Annotated in this window: 10 protein-coding genes and 3 pseudogenes; all 13 read left to right on the top strand. The window is 67.1% G+C overall.

Annotation, left to right across the window (positions count from 1 at the left end; translation table 11 throughout):
• Positions 1 to 4 precede the first annotated feature (4 nt).
• The 13 genes and pseudogenes from rsmH (at position 5) to ftsA (ending at position 15,851) form a co-directional block, all read left to right on the top strand.
• Positions 5 to 1,017, top strand: a pseudogene (gene rsmH, locus OMK73_RS25740) (16S rRNA (cytosine(1402)-N(4))-methyltransferase RsmH).
• The gene (ftsL, locus tag OMK73_RS25735; RefSeq protein ID WP_267604519.1) at positions 1,014 to 1,337 is read left to right on the top strand and encodes a cell division protein FtsL; all 324 of its coding nucleotides are present in this window, start codon (positions 1,014 to 1,016) and stop codon (positions 1,335 to 1,337) included. Before rsmH ends, ftsL begins: the two are co-directional and overlap by 4 nt.
• Positions 1,334 to 3,133 carry a peptidoglycan D,D-transpeptidase FtsI family protein gene (locus tag OMK73_RS25730; RefSeq protein ID WP_267604518.1) on the top strand — a complete coding sequence of 600 codons (1,800 nt, stop codon included), beginning with the start codon at positions 1,334 to 1,336 and terminating at the stop codon, positions 3,131 to 3,133. The genes ftsL and OMK73_RS25730 overlap by 4 nt, the downstream gene beginning before the upstream one ends.
• Positions 3,130 to 4,677, top strand: coding sequence for a UDP-N-acetylmuramoyl-L-alanyl-D-glutamate--2,6-diaminopimelate ligase (locus tag OMK73_RS25725; RefSeq protein ID WP_267604517.1), 1,548 nt, complete (start codon positions 3,130 to 3,132; stop codon positions 4,675 to 4,677). The genes OMK73_RS25730 and OMK73_RS25725 overlap by 4 nt, the downstream gene beginning before the upstream one ends.
• Entirely contained in the window at positions 4,674 to 6,089 is a 1,416-nt protein-coding gene (locus OMK73_RS25720; RefSeq protein ID WP_267604516.1) for a UDP-N-acetylmuramoyl-tripeptide--D-alanyl-D-alanine ligase, read from the top strand. Before OMK73_RS25725 ends, OMK73_RS25720 begins: the two co-directional genes overlap by 4 nt.
• A gap of 76 nt (positions 6,090 to 6,165) precedes the next feature.
• Complete coding sequence (gene mraY / locus OMK73_RS25715) at positions 6,166 to 7,335, top strand: phospho-N-acetylmuramoyl-pentapeptide-transferase (protein ID WP_017227540.1); 1,170 nt, start codon at positions 6,166 to 6,168, stop codon at positions 7,333 to 7,335.
• Positions 7,336 to 7,382: 47 nt separating this feature from the next.
• Complete coding sequence (gene murD / locus OMK73_RS25710; protein ID WP_267604515.1) at positions 7,383 to 8,909, top strand: UDP-N-acetylmuramoyl-L-alanine--D-glutamate ligase; 1,527 nt, start codon at positions 7,383 to 7,385, stop codon at positions 8,907 to 8,909.
• Positions 8,906 to 10,147, top strand: a complete 1,242-nt coding sequence (ftsW, locus tag OMK73_RS25705) for a putative lipid II flippase FtsW (RefSeq protein WP_267604514.1) — start codon at positions 8,906 to 8,908, stop codon at positions 10,145 to 10,147. Before murD ends, ftsW begins: the two co-directional genes overlap by 4 nt.
• Entirely contained in the window at positions 10,144 to 11,214 is a 1,071-nt protein-coding gene (gene murG, locus OMK73_RS25700) for an undecaprenyldiphospho-muramoylpentapeptide beta-N-acetylglucosaminyltransferase (RefSeq protein WP_267604513.1), read from the top strand. Before ftsW ends, murG begins: the two co-directional genes overlap by 4 nt.
• Before the next feature lie 12 nt (positions 11,215 to 11,226).
• On the top strand, positions 11,227 to 12,666 hold the full coding sequence (murC, locus tag OMK73_RS25695) for a UDP-N-acetylmuramate--L-alanine ligase (protein ID WP_267604512.1): 1,440 nt from the start codon (positions 11,227 to 11,229) through the stop codon (positions 12,664 to 12,666).
• Entirely contained in the window at positions 12,663 to 13,646 is a 984-nt protein-coding gene (locus OMK73_RS25690; protein ID WP_267604511.1) for a D-alanine--D-alanine ligase, read from the top strand. Before murC ends, OMK73_RS25690 begins: the two co-directional genes overlap by 4 nt.
• Before the next feature lie 57 nt (positions 13,647 to 13,703).
• Positions 13,704 to 14,623 (top strand): annotated as a pseudogene (locus tag OMK73_RS25685) (cell division protein FtsQ/DivIB).
• Positions 14,620 to 15,851, top strand: a pseudogene (gene ftsA / locus OMK73_RS25680) (cell division protein FtsA). Before OMK73_RS25685 ends, ftsA begins: the two co-directional pseudogenes overlap by 4 nt.
• The last annotated feature ends 90 nt before the right edge of the window (positions 15,852 to 15,941 follow it).

The following is a 15,941-nucleotide window of genomic DNA, read 5'->3' as shown; positions in this document are numbered from 1 at the left end:
GGTCATGAGCTCAACCCAAACGCCGGGGACCACCGCCCTGCGCCATCGCACCGTGTTGCTGGACGAGGCTGTCGAAGCCCTGGTCTGGCGGCCCGATGGCGTCTACGTGGACGGCACCTTCGGCAGAGGGGGCACAGCCGGGCAATTCTGGCCCGGCTGGGCCCGGCCGGGGCACTGGTGGCCTTCGACAAGGATCCGGCAGCAATCGCAGAGGCGGGCACCATCATGGATGCCCGCTTCTCCATTGAGCACACCAGCTTCGCCGAGATGCCGGCGGCGCTGGCGGGCCGGGGGAAGGTCGCCGGGATATTGCTCGACCTGGGCATCAGCTCGCCCCAGATCGACGACGCGGAGCGGGGTTTCTCCTTTCGCTTCGAGGGACCGCTGGACATGCGCATGGACACGACGCGCGGCATTACCGCCGCGCAGTGGCTGGCGCAAGCGGATGAGCAAGACATCGCAAGGGTGATACGGGACTATGGGGAAGAACGGTTTGCTGTACAGATTGCAAAGGCGGTTGTTGCTCGCCGGAGCGAACCCGGCCATGGCGGACCGCTTACCACTACTGCCGAGCTTGCCGCGCTCGTGGCGAAAGCCGTCAAAACACGCGAGAAGGGTCAGGACCCTGCGACCCGCACCTTTCAGGCTCTACGGATTCACGTCAATCAAGAGCTTGCGGACCTCGAAAGCGGCCTGAGCGCGGCTTACGACCTGTTGCAGGAAGGCGGGCGGCTGGTGGTCATCAGCTTTCATTCGCTTGAGGACCGCATCGTCAAGCGGTTCATGCAGGCGCACGCCCGTCCGCAGCAGAATGCCGATCCCGCCATGCGCCGCGCGCCCCTGCGCGCGGACCAACTGCCCCAGCCCACGCTGAAGCTGCTCGGCCGGGTCAAGCCGGGCGCCGAAGAGGTTGCCGCCAACCCGCGTGCCCGCTCCGCGGTGATGCGCGTGGCCGAGAAGCTGCCGTCCCCGGCGTCCCTTTCGTCCGCCTCCACCCAGAAGGCGGGCCGCCCATGAACCGCCTGACTTTCTTCCTGCTGGCTGCCCTGATGCTGTGCGCGCTCTCGCTGGTGAGCGCGCAGCACCAGGCCCGCACCTTGTTCGTCGCCCACGAGCGCGCGCAGGCGGAAGAAAAGCAGCTCGACATCGACTGGTCCCGCTTGCAGTACCAGCAGAGCTCGCTTGGCAAGAGCGCGCGCATTGCGGACGCGGCGCGGGCACAGCTGAAGATGACGCCGGTGCTTCCCGGCAGGACCCAATACCTGGCCGGCGTAGTGCTGGACGCGCCGCCCGCCAGCGCGCCCGCGGCTGCAGCGCCCGAGGGGAGTAAGCCATGACCATCGCACGGCCCTCGCATAACGCCCAGCGCGGCAACCCTTCGCGCCCGCGCACCGGCCAGTTCGCCGCCAGCCCCGTGCTTGGCCTGCGCTTGCCGATGTGGCGCTCCAAGCTGGTGGTGTTCATGATGTTCGCCGCCTTCGTCGCGCTGGCGGGGCGCGCGCTCTGGATCCAGGGCCCGGGCAACCAGTTCTACGAGGCCGAAGGCAAGAAGCGCTTCCAGCGCACGCTCGAGCTGCCGGCAACGCGCGGCAAGATCCTCGACCGCAATGGCCTGGTGCTGGCGACCAGCCTGCCCGTCAAGGCCATCTGGGCGGTCCCTGAGGACGTGCCCGACGAGATCGACGCGGACAAGATCCGCCAGTTGAGCAAGCTGCTCGACATGAGCGACAAGGAACTGCGCCGCAAGTTTACGGAAGACAAGAGCTTCGTCTACCTGAAGCGCCAGGTGCTGCCGGATGTCGCGGACAAGATCGCCGCGCTCAAGATCGAAGGCATCCACCAGACCCGCGAATACAAGCGCTTCTACCCGGAAGGCGAGGCGATGGCGCACATCGTCGGCTTTACCAATGTGGAAGACCGCGGCCAGGAAGGCGTGGAGCTGGCGCGCGAGGCCGTGCTGGCCGGCAAATCCGGCGCGCGCCAGGTGATCAAGGACCGCCTTGGCCGCGTGGTGGAGGATGTGGGCATCCTCAAGACCCCGCGCGATGGCGAAGACCAGCAGCTCTCCATCGACGCCAAGATCCAGTACCTGGCCTACAACGAGGTCAAGGCCATCGTCGAGCGCAGCAAGGCCAAGGCGGCCAGCGCCGTGGTGCTTGACGCGCAGACCGGCGAGGTGCTGGCGCTGGCCAACTGGCCGACCTACAACCCGAATGACCGCACCCGGCTGTCTGGCGAGCAACTGCGCAACCGGGTCCTGACCGACACCTTCGAGCCGGGCTCGATGATGAAGCCAATCACGATCGGCCTGGCGCTGCAGCTCAAGCGCGTCACGCCCTCGACGGTATTTGCCACGACCGGCAAGTTCAATTACGAAGGCGCCACCATCAGCGACACCCACAACTACGGGGCGCTGACCGTGGCCGGCATCATCCAGAAGTCCAGCAACATCGGCACGACCAAGATCTCGATGCTGCTCAAGCCGCAGGAAATGTGGGATATGTATATGAGCGTGGGCCTGGGTCAGGCGCCCAAGATCGGTTTCCCCGGCGCCGTGGCCGGACGGGTGCGCCCGTACAAGAGCTGGCGGCCCATCGAGCAGGCCACCATGTCCTATGGCTACGGCCTGTCGGTGTCGCTGTTCCAGATCGCCCACGCCTACACCATCTTCGCCCATGACGGCGAGCTGATTCCGGTCACCATGTTCCGCAACCAGGGCCCGGTCACCGGCGAGCGCGTGCTGTCTCCCGAGGTGGCGCGCCAGGTGCGGGCCATGCTGGAGACCGTGACGGCGCCTGGCGGCACCGCGCCCGAGGCCCAGGTGATGGGCTACCGGGTTGGCGGCAAGACGGGCACGGCGTACAAGCACGTGGGCCGCGGCTACGACCGCAGCAAGTACCGGGCTTCCTTCATCGGCCTGGCGCCGATGTCGAACCCGCGCGTGATCGTGGCCGTGAGCGTGGATGAGCCTACCTCCGGCAGCCACTACGGCGGCGCCGCGGCGGGCCCGGCCTTCTCCGCGATTACCGGCGGCGCGCTGCGCGCGCTCAATGTGCAACCGGATTCGCCGATTCGCCAATTGGTGGTCAGCGACAAGGTGCAGGAAAGCGAACCGTGGAGCGCGACGCAATGAGCCGGACGCTGCTCCCACTCGAAGTGGCCGCGCAGGCCGCCGACGCGCTGGCCTGGCTGCGCCAGCACGCCCCCGCCGGCGCCAAGCTGACCGGCGACACGCGTCGGCTGGCCCAGGGCGACGTGTTCGTTGCCTATGTGCTGGGCAATGCGCGCCTGTCGACCGATGCGCGCCCGCATATCGCCCAGGCCATTGCCCGCGGCGCCAGCGCCGTGGTCTTTGAGGCCGATGGCTTCGCCTGGCCGCACGGCGAAGGCGTGCCGCATCTTGGCGTGTCCGGCCTGCATCAGCTCGCCGGGCCGATCGCCGCCGGCTGGTACGAGAACGGCGCGCGCGATCTCGCCGTGACCGGCATCACCGGCACCAATGGCAAGACGTCGTGCAGCCAGTGGCTGGCGCGCGTGCTGCAGGCCACGGGCAAGCGCTGTGCCACCATCGGCACGCTTGGCACCGGTTTTCCCGATGCGCTCGCGGCGACCGGCTTCACCACGCCCGACGCCGTCCAGCTGCAGGACAGCCTGGCCGCGCTGCATGGCGCCGGCGCGCGCGCGGTGGCGATGGAAGTGTCCTCGCACGGCCTGGAGCAAGGCCGCGTGGCCGGCACGCACTTCGCGGTGGCGGTGCTGACCAACCTGACCCAGGACCATCTCGATTACCACGGCACCATGGCCGAGTACGAGGCGGCCAAGGCCCTGCTGTTCCAATGGCCCGGCCTGCGTGCCGCCGTGATCAATCGTGACGACGCCATGGGCGCGCGCCTGCTGGCCAATCCCGCGCTCGCCTCGCAAGTGATTGAATACGGCATTGACGGCGCTGCCGGCCCGACCCGCAAGGCAGGCCAGTGGCTGCGCGCCACCGACGTGCGCGCCACCGCCGCCGGCACCGCCTTCCATGTGGATGGCAGCTTCGGCAGCGCCGATGTCAGCACGACGATGATCGGCGCGTTCAATGTCAGCAACCTGCTCGCCGTGCTGGGCGCCACGCTGGCCAACGGCATTGCCTGGGACGCCGCCATCGACGCGCTGCGCACGCTCAAGCCGGTCGACGGCCGCATGGAGTTGTTTGGCGGCAGCCACGGCGGCCAGGACGGCCCGCTGGCGGTGGTCGATTACGCCCACACGCCGGACGCGCTGGAAAAGACCCTGGAAGCGCTGCGCCCCGTGGCGCAGGCCCGCAAAGGCCGGTTGTGGTGCGTGTTCGGCTGCGGCGGCGACCGCGACCCGATCAAGCGCCCCTTGATGGGCGAAGTCGCCGAGCGGCTTGCCGACGAGATCGTGCTGACCAGCGACAACCCGCGCAGCGAAGACCCGCAAGACATCCTGAACGCCATTGCCGACGGCATGGCCGACCGTAGCCGCGCGCACCTGATCGAGGACCGCGCCGCCGCCATCCTGTATGCCATCAAGCACGCCACCGCAGCCGACGTGGTGCTGGTGGCCGGCAAGGGGCACGAAGCCACCCAGGAGGTGCATGGCCGCAAGCGGCCGTTCTCCGACCGCGAGCATGTCCGGCTGACGCTGGGCACGCGTGGGGTGTCCGCATGACGCAATACACCATGACCGATTTGCAGCAAGCCGCCGGCTGGATCGCCGGCGCGCGTATTTCCGGGCCCGACGGCGCCGCCAGCCGGCGTTTCTCGCGCGTGCTGACCGACAGCCGCACGGTCCAGCCGGGCGACCTGTTCGTCGCGCTCAAGGGCGAGCGCTTCGACGCGCACGATTTCCTGGCCGACGTGGTGGCGCGTGGCGCCGCCGCGGTGCTGGTGGAGCGCGAGCCTGACGCCGCGCTCGGCATTCCCGCCATCGTGGTGCCGGATACCCGCCTGGGGCTGGGCCAGCTGGCCGCCGGCTGGCGCCGCCGTTTCCGCCTGCCCGCGGTCGCGGTGACGGGCAGCAACGGCAAGACCACCGTCAAGGAAATGATCGCCGCGATCTTCGCGGCGGCGGTAGGGGAGGGCGCTCGCCTGGCAACGGGCGGCAACCTGAACAACGATATCGGCATGCCGCTGACCGTGCTGCGGCTGTCCGCGGCGCACCGGCTCGCCGTGCTCGAGCTTGGCATGAACCACCCGGGCGAGACCGTCTACCTGGCCGGCATCGCCCAGCCCACCGTGGCGGTGGTGACCAATGCGCAGCGCGAGCACCAGGAGTTCATGGTGAACGTCGAGGCCGTGGCGCATGAACACGCGGCGGCGATCGCGGCATTGCCCGCCGACGGCGTGGCGGTGTTCCCGCTCGACGCCGAAGGCGGCGGCGAGCATGCCGGCATCTGGCGCCAGGCAGCCGGCGCGCGCCGCGTGCTGTCGTTCGGCCTGGATGCCCGTGCCGATGTCCGCGCCGACGTGGCGCTCGACGACGGCGTGCAAGTGATGCAGGTCCGCGTGCCTGGCACCGCGTTCGAGGTGCGGCTGTCGGTGCTCGGCACCCACAACGTGCGCAACGCGCTGGCGGCGATCGCCTGCGCGCTGGGCGCGGGCGTTGGCATCGAGGCGATCCAGGCGGGGCTGGCCGGGTTTGCCGCGGTCAAGGGCCGGTTGCAGGTCAAGCACGCCACCGGCGGCACGCTGGTGATCGACGACAGCTACAACGCCAACCCTGACTCGGTCCGCGCGGCCATCGACGTGCTGGCCGGGTTTGCCGCGCCACGCCTGCTGGTGCTGGGCGACATGGGGGAAGTGGGCGATCAGGGGCCGGCTTTCCATACGGAAATCGGGGCCTATGCGCACGCGCGCGGCATCGAGGCGCTGTGGGCGACCGGCGAGGCCATGGTGCACACCGTGCAGGCGTTTGGCATGGGAGCCCGGCATTTCGAGCGTGCCGAAGACCTCGCCGAGGCCCTGGTGGAAGACAAGGACGGTACCGTGGCAGGCGCAAGCGCGGTACTGATTAAGGGATCGCGGTTCATGCGGATGGAACGGATGGTGGATGCGCTGGTCGCAGACACGTCCGCGCATTAATTGTCATCGACGGTTAGTTAATCAATCAGATAGCCCGGCACCGCCGGGCGGTTGTCGAAAGGAATACGGAAACACGATGTTATTGGCTCTGGCCCAGTGGCTGCAAAACGACTACAGCTTCCTGCGGGTCTTCAACTACCTGACCTTCCGCGCGGTGATGGCCAACCTCACCGCGCTTTTGATCGGGCTCGGCCTTGGGCCGTGGGTGATCCGCAAGCTGACCGAACTGAAGATCGGCCAGGCGGTGCGCACCATCGGCCCGCAGTCGCACCTGGTCAAGGCCGGCACGCCCACCATGGGCGGCGTGCTGGTGCTGGTGTCGATCGCCATCTCCACGTTGCTCTGGTGCGACTGGGGCAACCGCTTTATCTGGGTCGTGATGCTGGTGACCCTGGGCTACGGCGCGATCGGCTGGGTGGATGACTACCGCAAGGTGGTCTATCGCGATCCGCGCGGCATGTCGAGCCGCGAGAAGTTTTTCTGGCAGACCCTGATCGGCCTGGTGGCCGCGGTCTACCTGGCGTTTTCGGTGTCGGAAAGCAGCAATGTGCGGGTGTGGGACCTGTTCCTGGGCTGGGTCGAAGGCGGTTTGTCGCTCGATATGCCTTACAAGTCCAACCTGATCGTGCCCTTCTTCAAGGAAGTGAGCTATCCGCTGGGCGTGGCCGGCTTCATCGTGCTGACCTACCTGGTGATCGTGGGCTCGAGCAACGCGGTGAACCTGACCGATGGCCTGGACGGCCTGGTGATTATGCCGGTGGTGCTGGTCGGCAGCGGCCTGGGCGTGTTTGCCTACGTGATGGGGAGTTCGGTCTACAGCAAGTACCTGCTGTTCCCGCATATCCCAGGGGCCGGCGAGTTGCTGATCTTCTGTTCGGCGCTGGCGGGGGCGGGCCTGGCCTTCCTCTGGTTCAACGCCCACCCGGCCCAGGTGTTCATGGGCGACGTCGGTGCGCTGGCGCTGGGCGGCGCGCTGGGCACGGTGGCGGTGATCGTGCGCCAGGAGATCGTGCTGTTCGTGATGGGCGGCATCTTCGTGGTGGAAACGCTGTCGGTGATGCTGCAGGTGGGCTGGTTCAAGATCACCAAGCGGCGCTACGGCGAGGGCAGGCGGTTGTTCAAGATGGCGCCGCTGCATCACCACTTTGAATTGTCGGGCTGGAAGGAAACGCAGGTGACGGTGCGCTTCTGGATCATCACCATGCTGCTGGTGCTGATCGGGCTGTCGTCGCTCAAGTTGCGCTGAACCGGCGCATATCCATCAACGCAGAAACGAGAAAGGCGGGAATCGAAGTGTTTGGCGAGTTGCAAAAACCTCATGTGCTGGTGCTGGGCCTCGGTGAATCGGGGCTGGCGATGGCGCGCTGGTGCGGCCTGTATGGTGCCCCCGTGCGCGTTGCCGACACGCGCGAGGCTCCTGCCAACCTGGTCTTCCTGCAAGCCGAGCTGCCTTCGGCAGAATTTCATGGCGGTGTCCTGACTGAAGCACTGCTGGACGGCATCGAACTGGTGACGATCAGCCCCGGCCTGTCGCCGCTGGAGAGCGATACCGCCGCGTTGCTGGCTGCGGCGCGCGAGCGTGGGATTCCAGTATGGGGCGAGATCGAGCTGTTCGCGCGTGCGCTGGCGCACATGCAGGCAGAGTCGGGCTACGCGCCGAAGCTGCTGGCCATCACCGGCACCAACGGCAAGACCACCACCACCGCGCTGACCGGCCGCCTTGTCGAGCGCGCCGCCAAGAGCGTGGCGGTGGCGGGCAATATCAGCCCGTCGGCGCTGGACAAGCTGTCCGCCTGCATCGCCTCGGCCACGCTGCCCGAGGTCTGGGTGCTGGAGCTGTCGAGCTTCCAGCTGGAGACCACGCACACGCTGGCGCCGCATGCCGCCACGGTGCTCAATATCACCCAGGACCATCTGGACTGGCACGGCAGCATGGAAGCCTATGCCGCCGCCAAGGCACGGATCTTCGGCCCGGCGCCGGCGCCCGGCGAAGCCGGCTGCGTACAGATCCTGAACCGCAACGATCGCACGAGCCTTGGCATGGCACGGCCGGCCAGCGCGCCGGTGACCTTCGGCACCGATCTGCCCGAGTTCCCGGGCAGCTTCGGCATCCAGCGCGAGGGCGGCATGCCCTGGCTGGTGGTGGCCGAGCCCGATGGCGAAGCCGAGGGCGAGAACAAGCCGCGCCGCCGCAAGGCCGCGGCCGCCGACAGCCTGGAAGCCGTGCCGGTGCGCCACAAGCGCCTGATGCCGGCCGACGCGCTGCATATCCGCGGCATGCACAACGCTACCAACGCCATGGCCGCGCTGGCGCTGTGCCGTGCCATCGACCTGCCGCTGAACGCGTTGCTGCACGGCCTGCGCGAGTACCGCGGCGAGCCGCACCGCGTGGAGTGGGTCGCCACGGTGGATGACGTCGAGTTCTTCGATGACAGCAAGGGCACCAATGTGGGCGCCACCGTCGCTGCCTTGTCGGGCCTGGACAAGCGTGTCGTGCTGATTGCCGGCGGGGAAGGCAAGGGCCAGGATTTCTCGCCGCTGGCCGCGCCGGTGGCGCAGTACGCGCGCGCCGTGGTGCTGATCGGCAAGGATGCGGGCGAGCTGCGCCGCGCGCTGCAGGACACCGGCGTCACGCTGGCCGATGCCGCCACGCTGGAGCAGGCCGTGACGCTGGCCGCCAGTGCGGCGCAGGGCGGCGACGCCGTGCTGCTGTCGCCGGCTTGCGCCAGCCTGGACATGTTCCGTAACTATGTGCACCGCGCCGAAGTCTTTTGCGCCGCGGTGGAAGAACTGGCGATGTCCAGGGGGATCGTGCCATGAGCGACGCACAGGTCAAGCGTAGCGGCTTTATCGGGGCCACCATCGGCAACGCCTGGGGCGGCTTGCGCGATGCGGTGTCCGGCGTCAAGCCAACGCGCTCGCGCATGATGGAGTACGACCAGCCGCTGCTGTGGGTGGCGATCGTGCTGCTCGCGCTTGGCCTGGTGATGGTCTATTCGGCCTCGATCGCGCTGCCTGACTCGCCGCGCTACGCCAACTACCGCGAGAGCCACTTCCTCGCGCGGCACGCATTCGCGCTGTTCATCGGGCTGTCCATGGGCCTGCTGGCCTTCCAGATCCCGGTCAAGTTCTGGGACAAGTACGCGCCCAAGCTGTTCGTGATCGCGCTGGTGATGCTGATCATCGTGCTGGTGCCGTTCGTGGGCAAGGGCGTGAATGGCGCGCGGCGCTGGATTCCGCTGGGCATCATGAACTTCCAGCCGTCCGAGTTCATGAAGCTGGCGGTGGTGCTGTACACCGCCAACTACACCGTGCGCAAGCAGGAGTGGATGCAGAACGTGGGCAAGGGCTTCCTGCCGATGGGCGTGGCGGTGGTGGTGGTGGGCATGCTGCTGCTGCTGGAGCCCGACATGGGCGCCTTCCTGGTGGTGGCCACCGTCGCCATGGGCATCCTCTTCCTCGGCGGCATCAACGGCAAGCTGTTCGCCGGCCTGGTCGGCGTGGCGGTGGGCGCCTTCGCGCTGCTGATCACGGCGTCGCCCTGGCGGCGCGAGCGGATCTTCGCGTATCTCAACCCGTGGGAAGAAGCCAACGCGCTCGGCAAGGCTTACCAGCTCACCCACTCGCTGATCGCCTTCGGCCGCGGCGAATGGACCGGGGTGGGGCTGGGCGGCAGCATCGAGAAGCTGCACTACCTGCCCGAGGCGCATACCGACTTCATCCTCGCCGTGATTGGCGAGGAATTCGGCTTTGTGGGCGTGCTGGTGGTGATCGTCCTGTTCTACTGGATGGTGCGCCGCGCCTTTGGCATCGGCCGCACCGCGCTGCAGCTCGACCGTACCTTTGCCGGCCTGGTGGCCAAGGGCATCGGCATCTGGGTAGGCTGGCAGACCTTTATCAATATGGGCGTGAACCTGGGCCTGCTGCCCACCAAGGGGCTGACCTTGCCGCTGGTGAGCTACGGCGGCTCGGGCATCCTGATGAACTGCGTGGCGCTGGCGATCCTGCTGCGGATTGATTATGAGAACCGGGTGATGATGCGCGGAGGGAAGGTATGACGGCACCGCGCACCTTGCTCGTGATGGCTGGCGGCACCGGGGGGCATGTCTTCCCCGGGCTGGCGGTCGCGCGTGCGCTGCGTGAGCAGGGCTGGCGGGTGGTATGGCTGGGCAACCGCACCGGCATGGAAGCCACGCTGGTGCCCAAGTACGACATCCCGATGGAGTTCATCCAGTTTGGCGGACTGCGTGGCAAAGGCCCGCTGACCGTGCTGATGCTGCCGCTGAACCTGTTGCGCGCCTTCTGGCAAAGCTTGCAGGCGCTGCGCCGGGTGCGGCCTGACGTGGTGCTGGGCATGGGCGGCTATATTACGTTCCCCGCCGGCATGATGGCCTCGCTGCTGGGGCGGCCGCTGGTGCTGCACGAGCAGAATTCGATTGCGGGGCTGGCCAACAAGGTGCTGGCCAAGGTCGCGGACCGGGTGCTGTGCGCCTTCCCCAATGCCCTGCCGGACAGTGAGTGGACCGGCAACCCGGTGCGCGACGAAGTGGCGCACATGCCGGCACCCGAGGCGCGCTACGACAGCCGCACCGGCCCGTTGCGGCTGCTGGTGGTGGGCGGCAGCCTGGGCGCGGCGGCGCTCAATGAAGTCGTACCGAAGGCGTTGGCGCTGCTGCCGCAAGACGAGCGCCCGCTGGTCAAGCACCAGGCCGGCGCGAAGCAGATCGACACGCTGCGCGCCAACTACCAGGCCGCCGGCGTGGCGGCGGAAACATTGCCCTTTATCGACGACATGGCGGCGGCATGCGCGCAGGCGGATCTGGTGATCTGCCGCGCGGGCGCAATGACCGTGTCGGAGGTGGCGGCGGCAGGCGTGGCGGCACTGTTCGTGCCGTTCCCGCATGCGGTCGATGACCACCAGACCACCAATGCGCAATTCCTCTCGACCCAGGATGCCGCCTTGCTGGTCCAACAGAACGAACTGACCGCGAGCGGGCTGGCGCAGACGCTGGCCTCGCTGTCGCGGCCCCGACTCAGAGAGATGGCGCATCAGGCGCGCGGTCTTGCCAAGCCGGATGCGACCCGGCGCGTGGCGGAGATCTGCAGCCAGATAGCCAGGGATTGAACCAACGGATTCATGAAGCACATCGTCAAGAACATCCATTTCGTAGGCATCGGCGGCGCCGGCATGAGCGGCATCGCGGAGGTCCTGTTGAACCTGGGATACAAGGTCTCGGGTTCCGACGTGGGCAGCAATGCCGCCACGCGGCGCCTCGCGTCGCTGGGCGCGACCGTGATGCACGGGCATGACGCTGCCAATGTCAACGGCGCCAATGCGGTGGTGGTGTCCACTGCCGTCACCAACGACAACCCCGAGGTGCTGGCCGCGCGCGCCAAGCGCATCCCGGTGGTGCCGCGCGCGGTGATGCTGGCCGAGTTGATGCGCCTGAAGCAGGGCGTGGCCATCGCCGGCACGCACGGCAAGACCACCACCACCAGCCTGGTGGCGTCGGTGCTGGCCGAAGGCGGGCTCGATCCCACCTTCGTGATCGGCGGCCGGCTCAACTCGGCGGGCGCCAATGCGCGCCTGGGCACGGGCGATTTCATCGTGGCCGAGGCCGACGAATCGGATGCGTCGTTCCTGAACCTGTTCCCGGTGATCGAGGTCATTACCAACATCGACGCCGACCACATGGACACCTACGGGCATGACTTTGCCCGGCTCAAGCAGGCGTTCGTGGAGTTCACCCAGCGCCTGCCGTTCTACGGCATCGCCGTGCTGTGCGTGGACGACCCCAATGTGCGCGAGATCATGCCGTTCGTGTCCAAGCCGATCGTGCGCTACGGCTTTGCTGAGGATGCACAGATTCGCGCGGTCAATGCGCGCGCCGTTGACGGCCAGATGCATTTCACCGTGCTGCGCCAGTTGAATGGCCATGCCGAGGCACCGCTGGACGTGGTGCTGAACCTGCCGGGCATGCACAACATCCAGAACGCGCTGGCGGCGATTGCCATCGCCACCGAGCTGGAAGTACCGGACGCCGCCATCGTCAAGGCGCTGCGCGAGTTCCACGGGGTGGGACGCCGCTTCCAGCGCTATGGCGAAGTGGCATGCGTTGGCACCGACGCGCGGGGCGAGGCCAAGAGCGAAGGCACGTTCACGCTGGTGGACGACTACGGCCACCATCCGGTCGAGATGGCCGCGACGCTGGCCGCCGCGCGCGGTGCGTTCCCGGGGCGCCGGCTGGTGCTGGCGTTCCAGCCGCACCGCTATACCCGCACGCGCGATTGCTTCGAGGACTTCGTCAAGGTGCTGGGCACCGTGGATGCGCTGCTGCTGGCCGAGGTCTATGCCGCCGGCGAAGCGCCGATTGTGGCCGCCGATGGCCGCGCGCTGACGCGCGCGTTGCGCGTGGCAGGCAAGGTTGAACCCGTTTTTGTGGAGCAGATCGACGAAATGCCGCAGGCTATCCTGAACGCCGTGCGTCCCGGCGATGTGGTGGTGACGATGGGCGCGGGCACGATCGGTACCGTGCCCGGACAACTGGTTTCGCAGCAAGCTGGGGGGCAGGCATGAGCTTCGTCGCCCATCCCAATATCGATCCCAAAGCGCTGGGCAAGGTTGGCGTGCTGCTCGGCGGCCGCTCGGCCGAACGCGAGATCTCGCTGCTCTCGGGCAACGGCGTGCTGGCCGCGCTGCGCTCGCGCGGCGTCGATGCCCATGCCTTCGATCCCGGCCTGCAGTCGGTGGCCGAGCTGGCCACGGCTGGCTTCGATCGCGTCTTTATTGCCCTGCATGGCCGCTACGGCGAGGACGGCACTATCCAGGGCCTGCTCGAGCAACTCGGCGTGCCCTATACCGGCAGCGGCGTGCTGGCCTCGGCGCTGGCCATGGACAAGCAGGCCACCAAGCGCCTGTGGACCACGCACGGGCTGCCCACGCCGCGCTTTGCCATGCTGCACGCCGATACCGATTTCGACGCCGTGGTGGCCGACCTGGGCCTGCCGCTGATCGTCAAGCCGGCGCGCGAGGGCTCGTCCATCGGCCTGACCAAGGTGACCGAAGCCGGCCAGATGCGCGCTGCCTTCGAGAAGGCAGCGGCGCTGGACAACGACGTGATCGCCGAAACCTTCATCGACGGCGCGGAGCTGACCTGCCCGATCGTGGGGGAGGGCGCCACCGCCGAAGCACTGCCGGTGATCCGCATCGTCGCGCCCGGCGCGAACTACGACTATCAAAATAAGTACTTTACTGACGATACCCAGTATCTGTGCCCGTCGGGCCTGCCGGACGACGTCGAAGCCGAAGTCCGGCGCCTGGCGGTGCAATCCTTCCGCGTGCTCGGTTGCCGCGGCTGGGCGCGCGCCGATGTGATGCTCGGCGCCGATAACAAGCCTTACCTGCTCGAGATGAATACCTCGCCCGGCATGACCGGCCATTCGCTGGTGCCGATGGCGGCGCGCGCGGTGGGCATCAGCTACGAGGACTTCGTCATGCAGGTGATTGCCGCGGCCACGCTGGACCTGCATCCCAGCGCGGCCTGGAAGCCCGACTGAGCATAGACCGAGCCAACACTGAACCCTGACTGACCGGAACCGGAACAACCCAAAGCCATGTGGCACAACACTCGCCTGCTTAACCTGATCGCCTCCACGCTCTACGCGCTGGTGGCGGTGATGGCGTTCGCGGCCGGCCTGCTATGGCTGGCGCAGCGGCCGGTGTTTGCCATTACCCACGTCGAGCTGGCGTCGATGGAAGGCGGCTCCCTGCGCCATGTCAATGCGCCGAGCGTGCGCGCCAACGCGTTGGGCAAGCTGTCCGGGAGCTTTTCACGCTCGACCTGAACGAGGCGCGCCAGATCTTCGAGTCGGTGCCTTGGGTACGCCGTGCCAGCGTGCGGCGCGAATGGCCCAACGGGCTGGCGGTCGAAGTCGAGGAGCACGAAGCCCTCGGTACGTGGGGCAATGCCGACAGTGGGCGCCTGATCAACACTTATGGCGAAGTTTTCGTCGCCAATCCGGCCGAAGCCGAGGAAGATGCCCAGTTGCTCGCGCTCGATGGCCCGCCGGACAGCGAGAGCGACGTGGTGGTCAAGATCGAAGTCATGCGCGAGTGGTTCAAGCCGCTGAGGGTGGAGCCGCTGGCGGTCACGCTGTCGTCCCGCTATGCCTGGCGCGCCAAGCTTTCCAACGGCATGGTGGTGGAGCTTGGCCGTGAACAGAATGACGAGGAGCGCGACGCCATGGACCAGCGCGTCAAGCGATTCGTGGTGGCCTGGCCCCAGGTCACGGAGCAGTGGGGCAAGCAGATCGAGTATGCGGACCTGCGATACCCCAACGGGTTCGCGATTCGCGCGGCTAACGTGCGATTCCTGACCGATGCCCAGGCAACGGCGGCAGCCAAGGCGAAAGCCGCTGGCTCCAGCACAAGCACGAGCACAAGCACGAGCACCAACGCGAGTACGAACGCCCGCACCAATCCGAACAACAACCCGACGCGACTCAAGAGCAAGAACGCGGAGAAAAACCGATGAGCAAGGAATACAAGGACCTACTGGTCGGTCTCGATATCGGCACTTCCAAAGTGGCCGCGGTGGTGGCGGAGTTGCGCCCCGACGGCAGCTACGAAGTGATCGGGATGGGCCAGTCTGAGTCCAAGGGTCTGAAAAAGGGGTCGTGGTCAATATCGAGGCCACCGTGCAGTCCATCCAGCGTGCGCTGGAGGAGGCTGAGCTGATGGCCGACTGCAAGATCTCCGAGGTGTTCACCGGCATTGCCGGCAGCCATATCCGCAGCTTCAATTCCAGCGGCATGGTGGCGATCAAGGACAAGGAGGTCACCCAGACCGACGTGGCCCGGGTGATCGAGACCGCCAAGGCGGTCAATATCCCGACCGATCAGCAAATCCTGCACATCCTGACGCAGGAATTCATCATCGACGGCCAGGAAGACGTGCGCGAGCCGATCGGCATGAGCGGCATCCGCCTGGAAGTGAAGGTGCATATCGTCACCGGCGCGGTCAGCGCGGCGCAGAACATCGTCAAATGCGTGCGCCGCTGCGGCCTGGAAGTGCACGACCTGATCCTGCAGCCGCTGGCCTCCAGCCTGGCGGTGCTGACCGAGGACGAGAAGGAACTCGGCGTGGTGCTGGTCGACATTGGCGGCGGCACTACCGATATCGCCATCTTCAGCGAAGGCGCGATCCGGCATACGGCCGTGATCCCCATCGCCGGCGACCAGATCACCAACGACATCGCCATGGCGCTGCGCACGCCCACGCCCGATGCCGAGGACGTCAAGATCCAGTATGGCATCGCCAAGCAGGCCATCGCCGATCCGGAAGACATGATCGAGGTCCCCGGCGTTGGCGACCGCGGTACGCGCTCGCTGTCGCGCCAGGCGCTGGCGGCGGTGATCGAGCCGCGTATCGAGGAGTTGTACTCGCTGGTGCACCAGGTGGTGCGCGAATCGGGCTATGAGGAACTGCTGTCGTCGGGGGTGGTGATCACCGGCGGCACGGCGATGATGCCGGGCATGGTGGAACTGGGCGAGGACATATTCCTCAAACCGGTTCGGGTCGGCGTGCCTGAATATCGCGGAAATTTGCACGAAGTCGTTAAGAGTCCGCGCTATTCGACCGTAATGGGACTACTGCTCGAAGGCCGCGTGCAGCGCATGCGTGGCCGCAAGGTGGCGGTGCAGAGCGGCTCGGTCAAGCAGGTGTGGACCCGCATGAAGGAATGGTTCGTCGGCAACTTCTGAACGTTGCAGGCGATCGGATTGCACTGGATTGAATGGCGGGCCTGTCCACCGAATGGCGGACAGGCCGTTGAACACGCAGTTTTTTGATGG

Origin of the sequence: Cupriavidus sp. D39, from assembly GCF_026627925.1 — a bacterium.
Taxonomy (GTDB): Bacteria; Pseudomonadota; Gammaproteobacteria; order Burkholderiales; family Burkholderiaceae; genus Cupriavidus; species Cupriavidus ulmosensis.
This window is presented reverse-complemented; position numbering and strand designations above follow the sequence as displayed.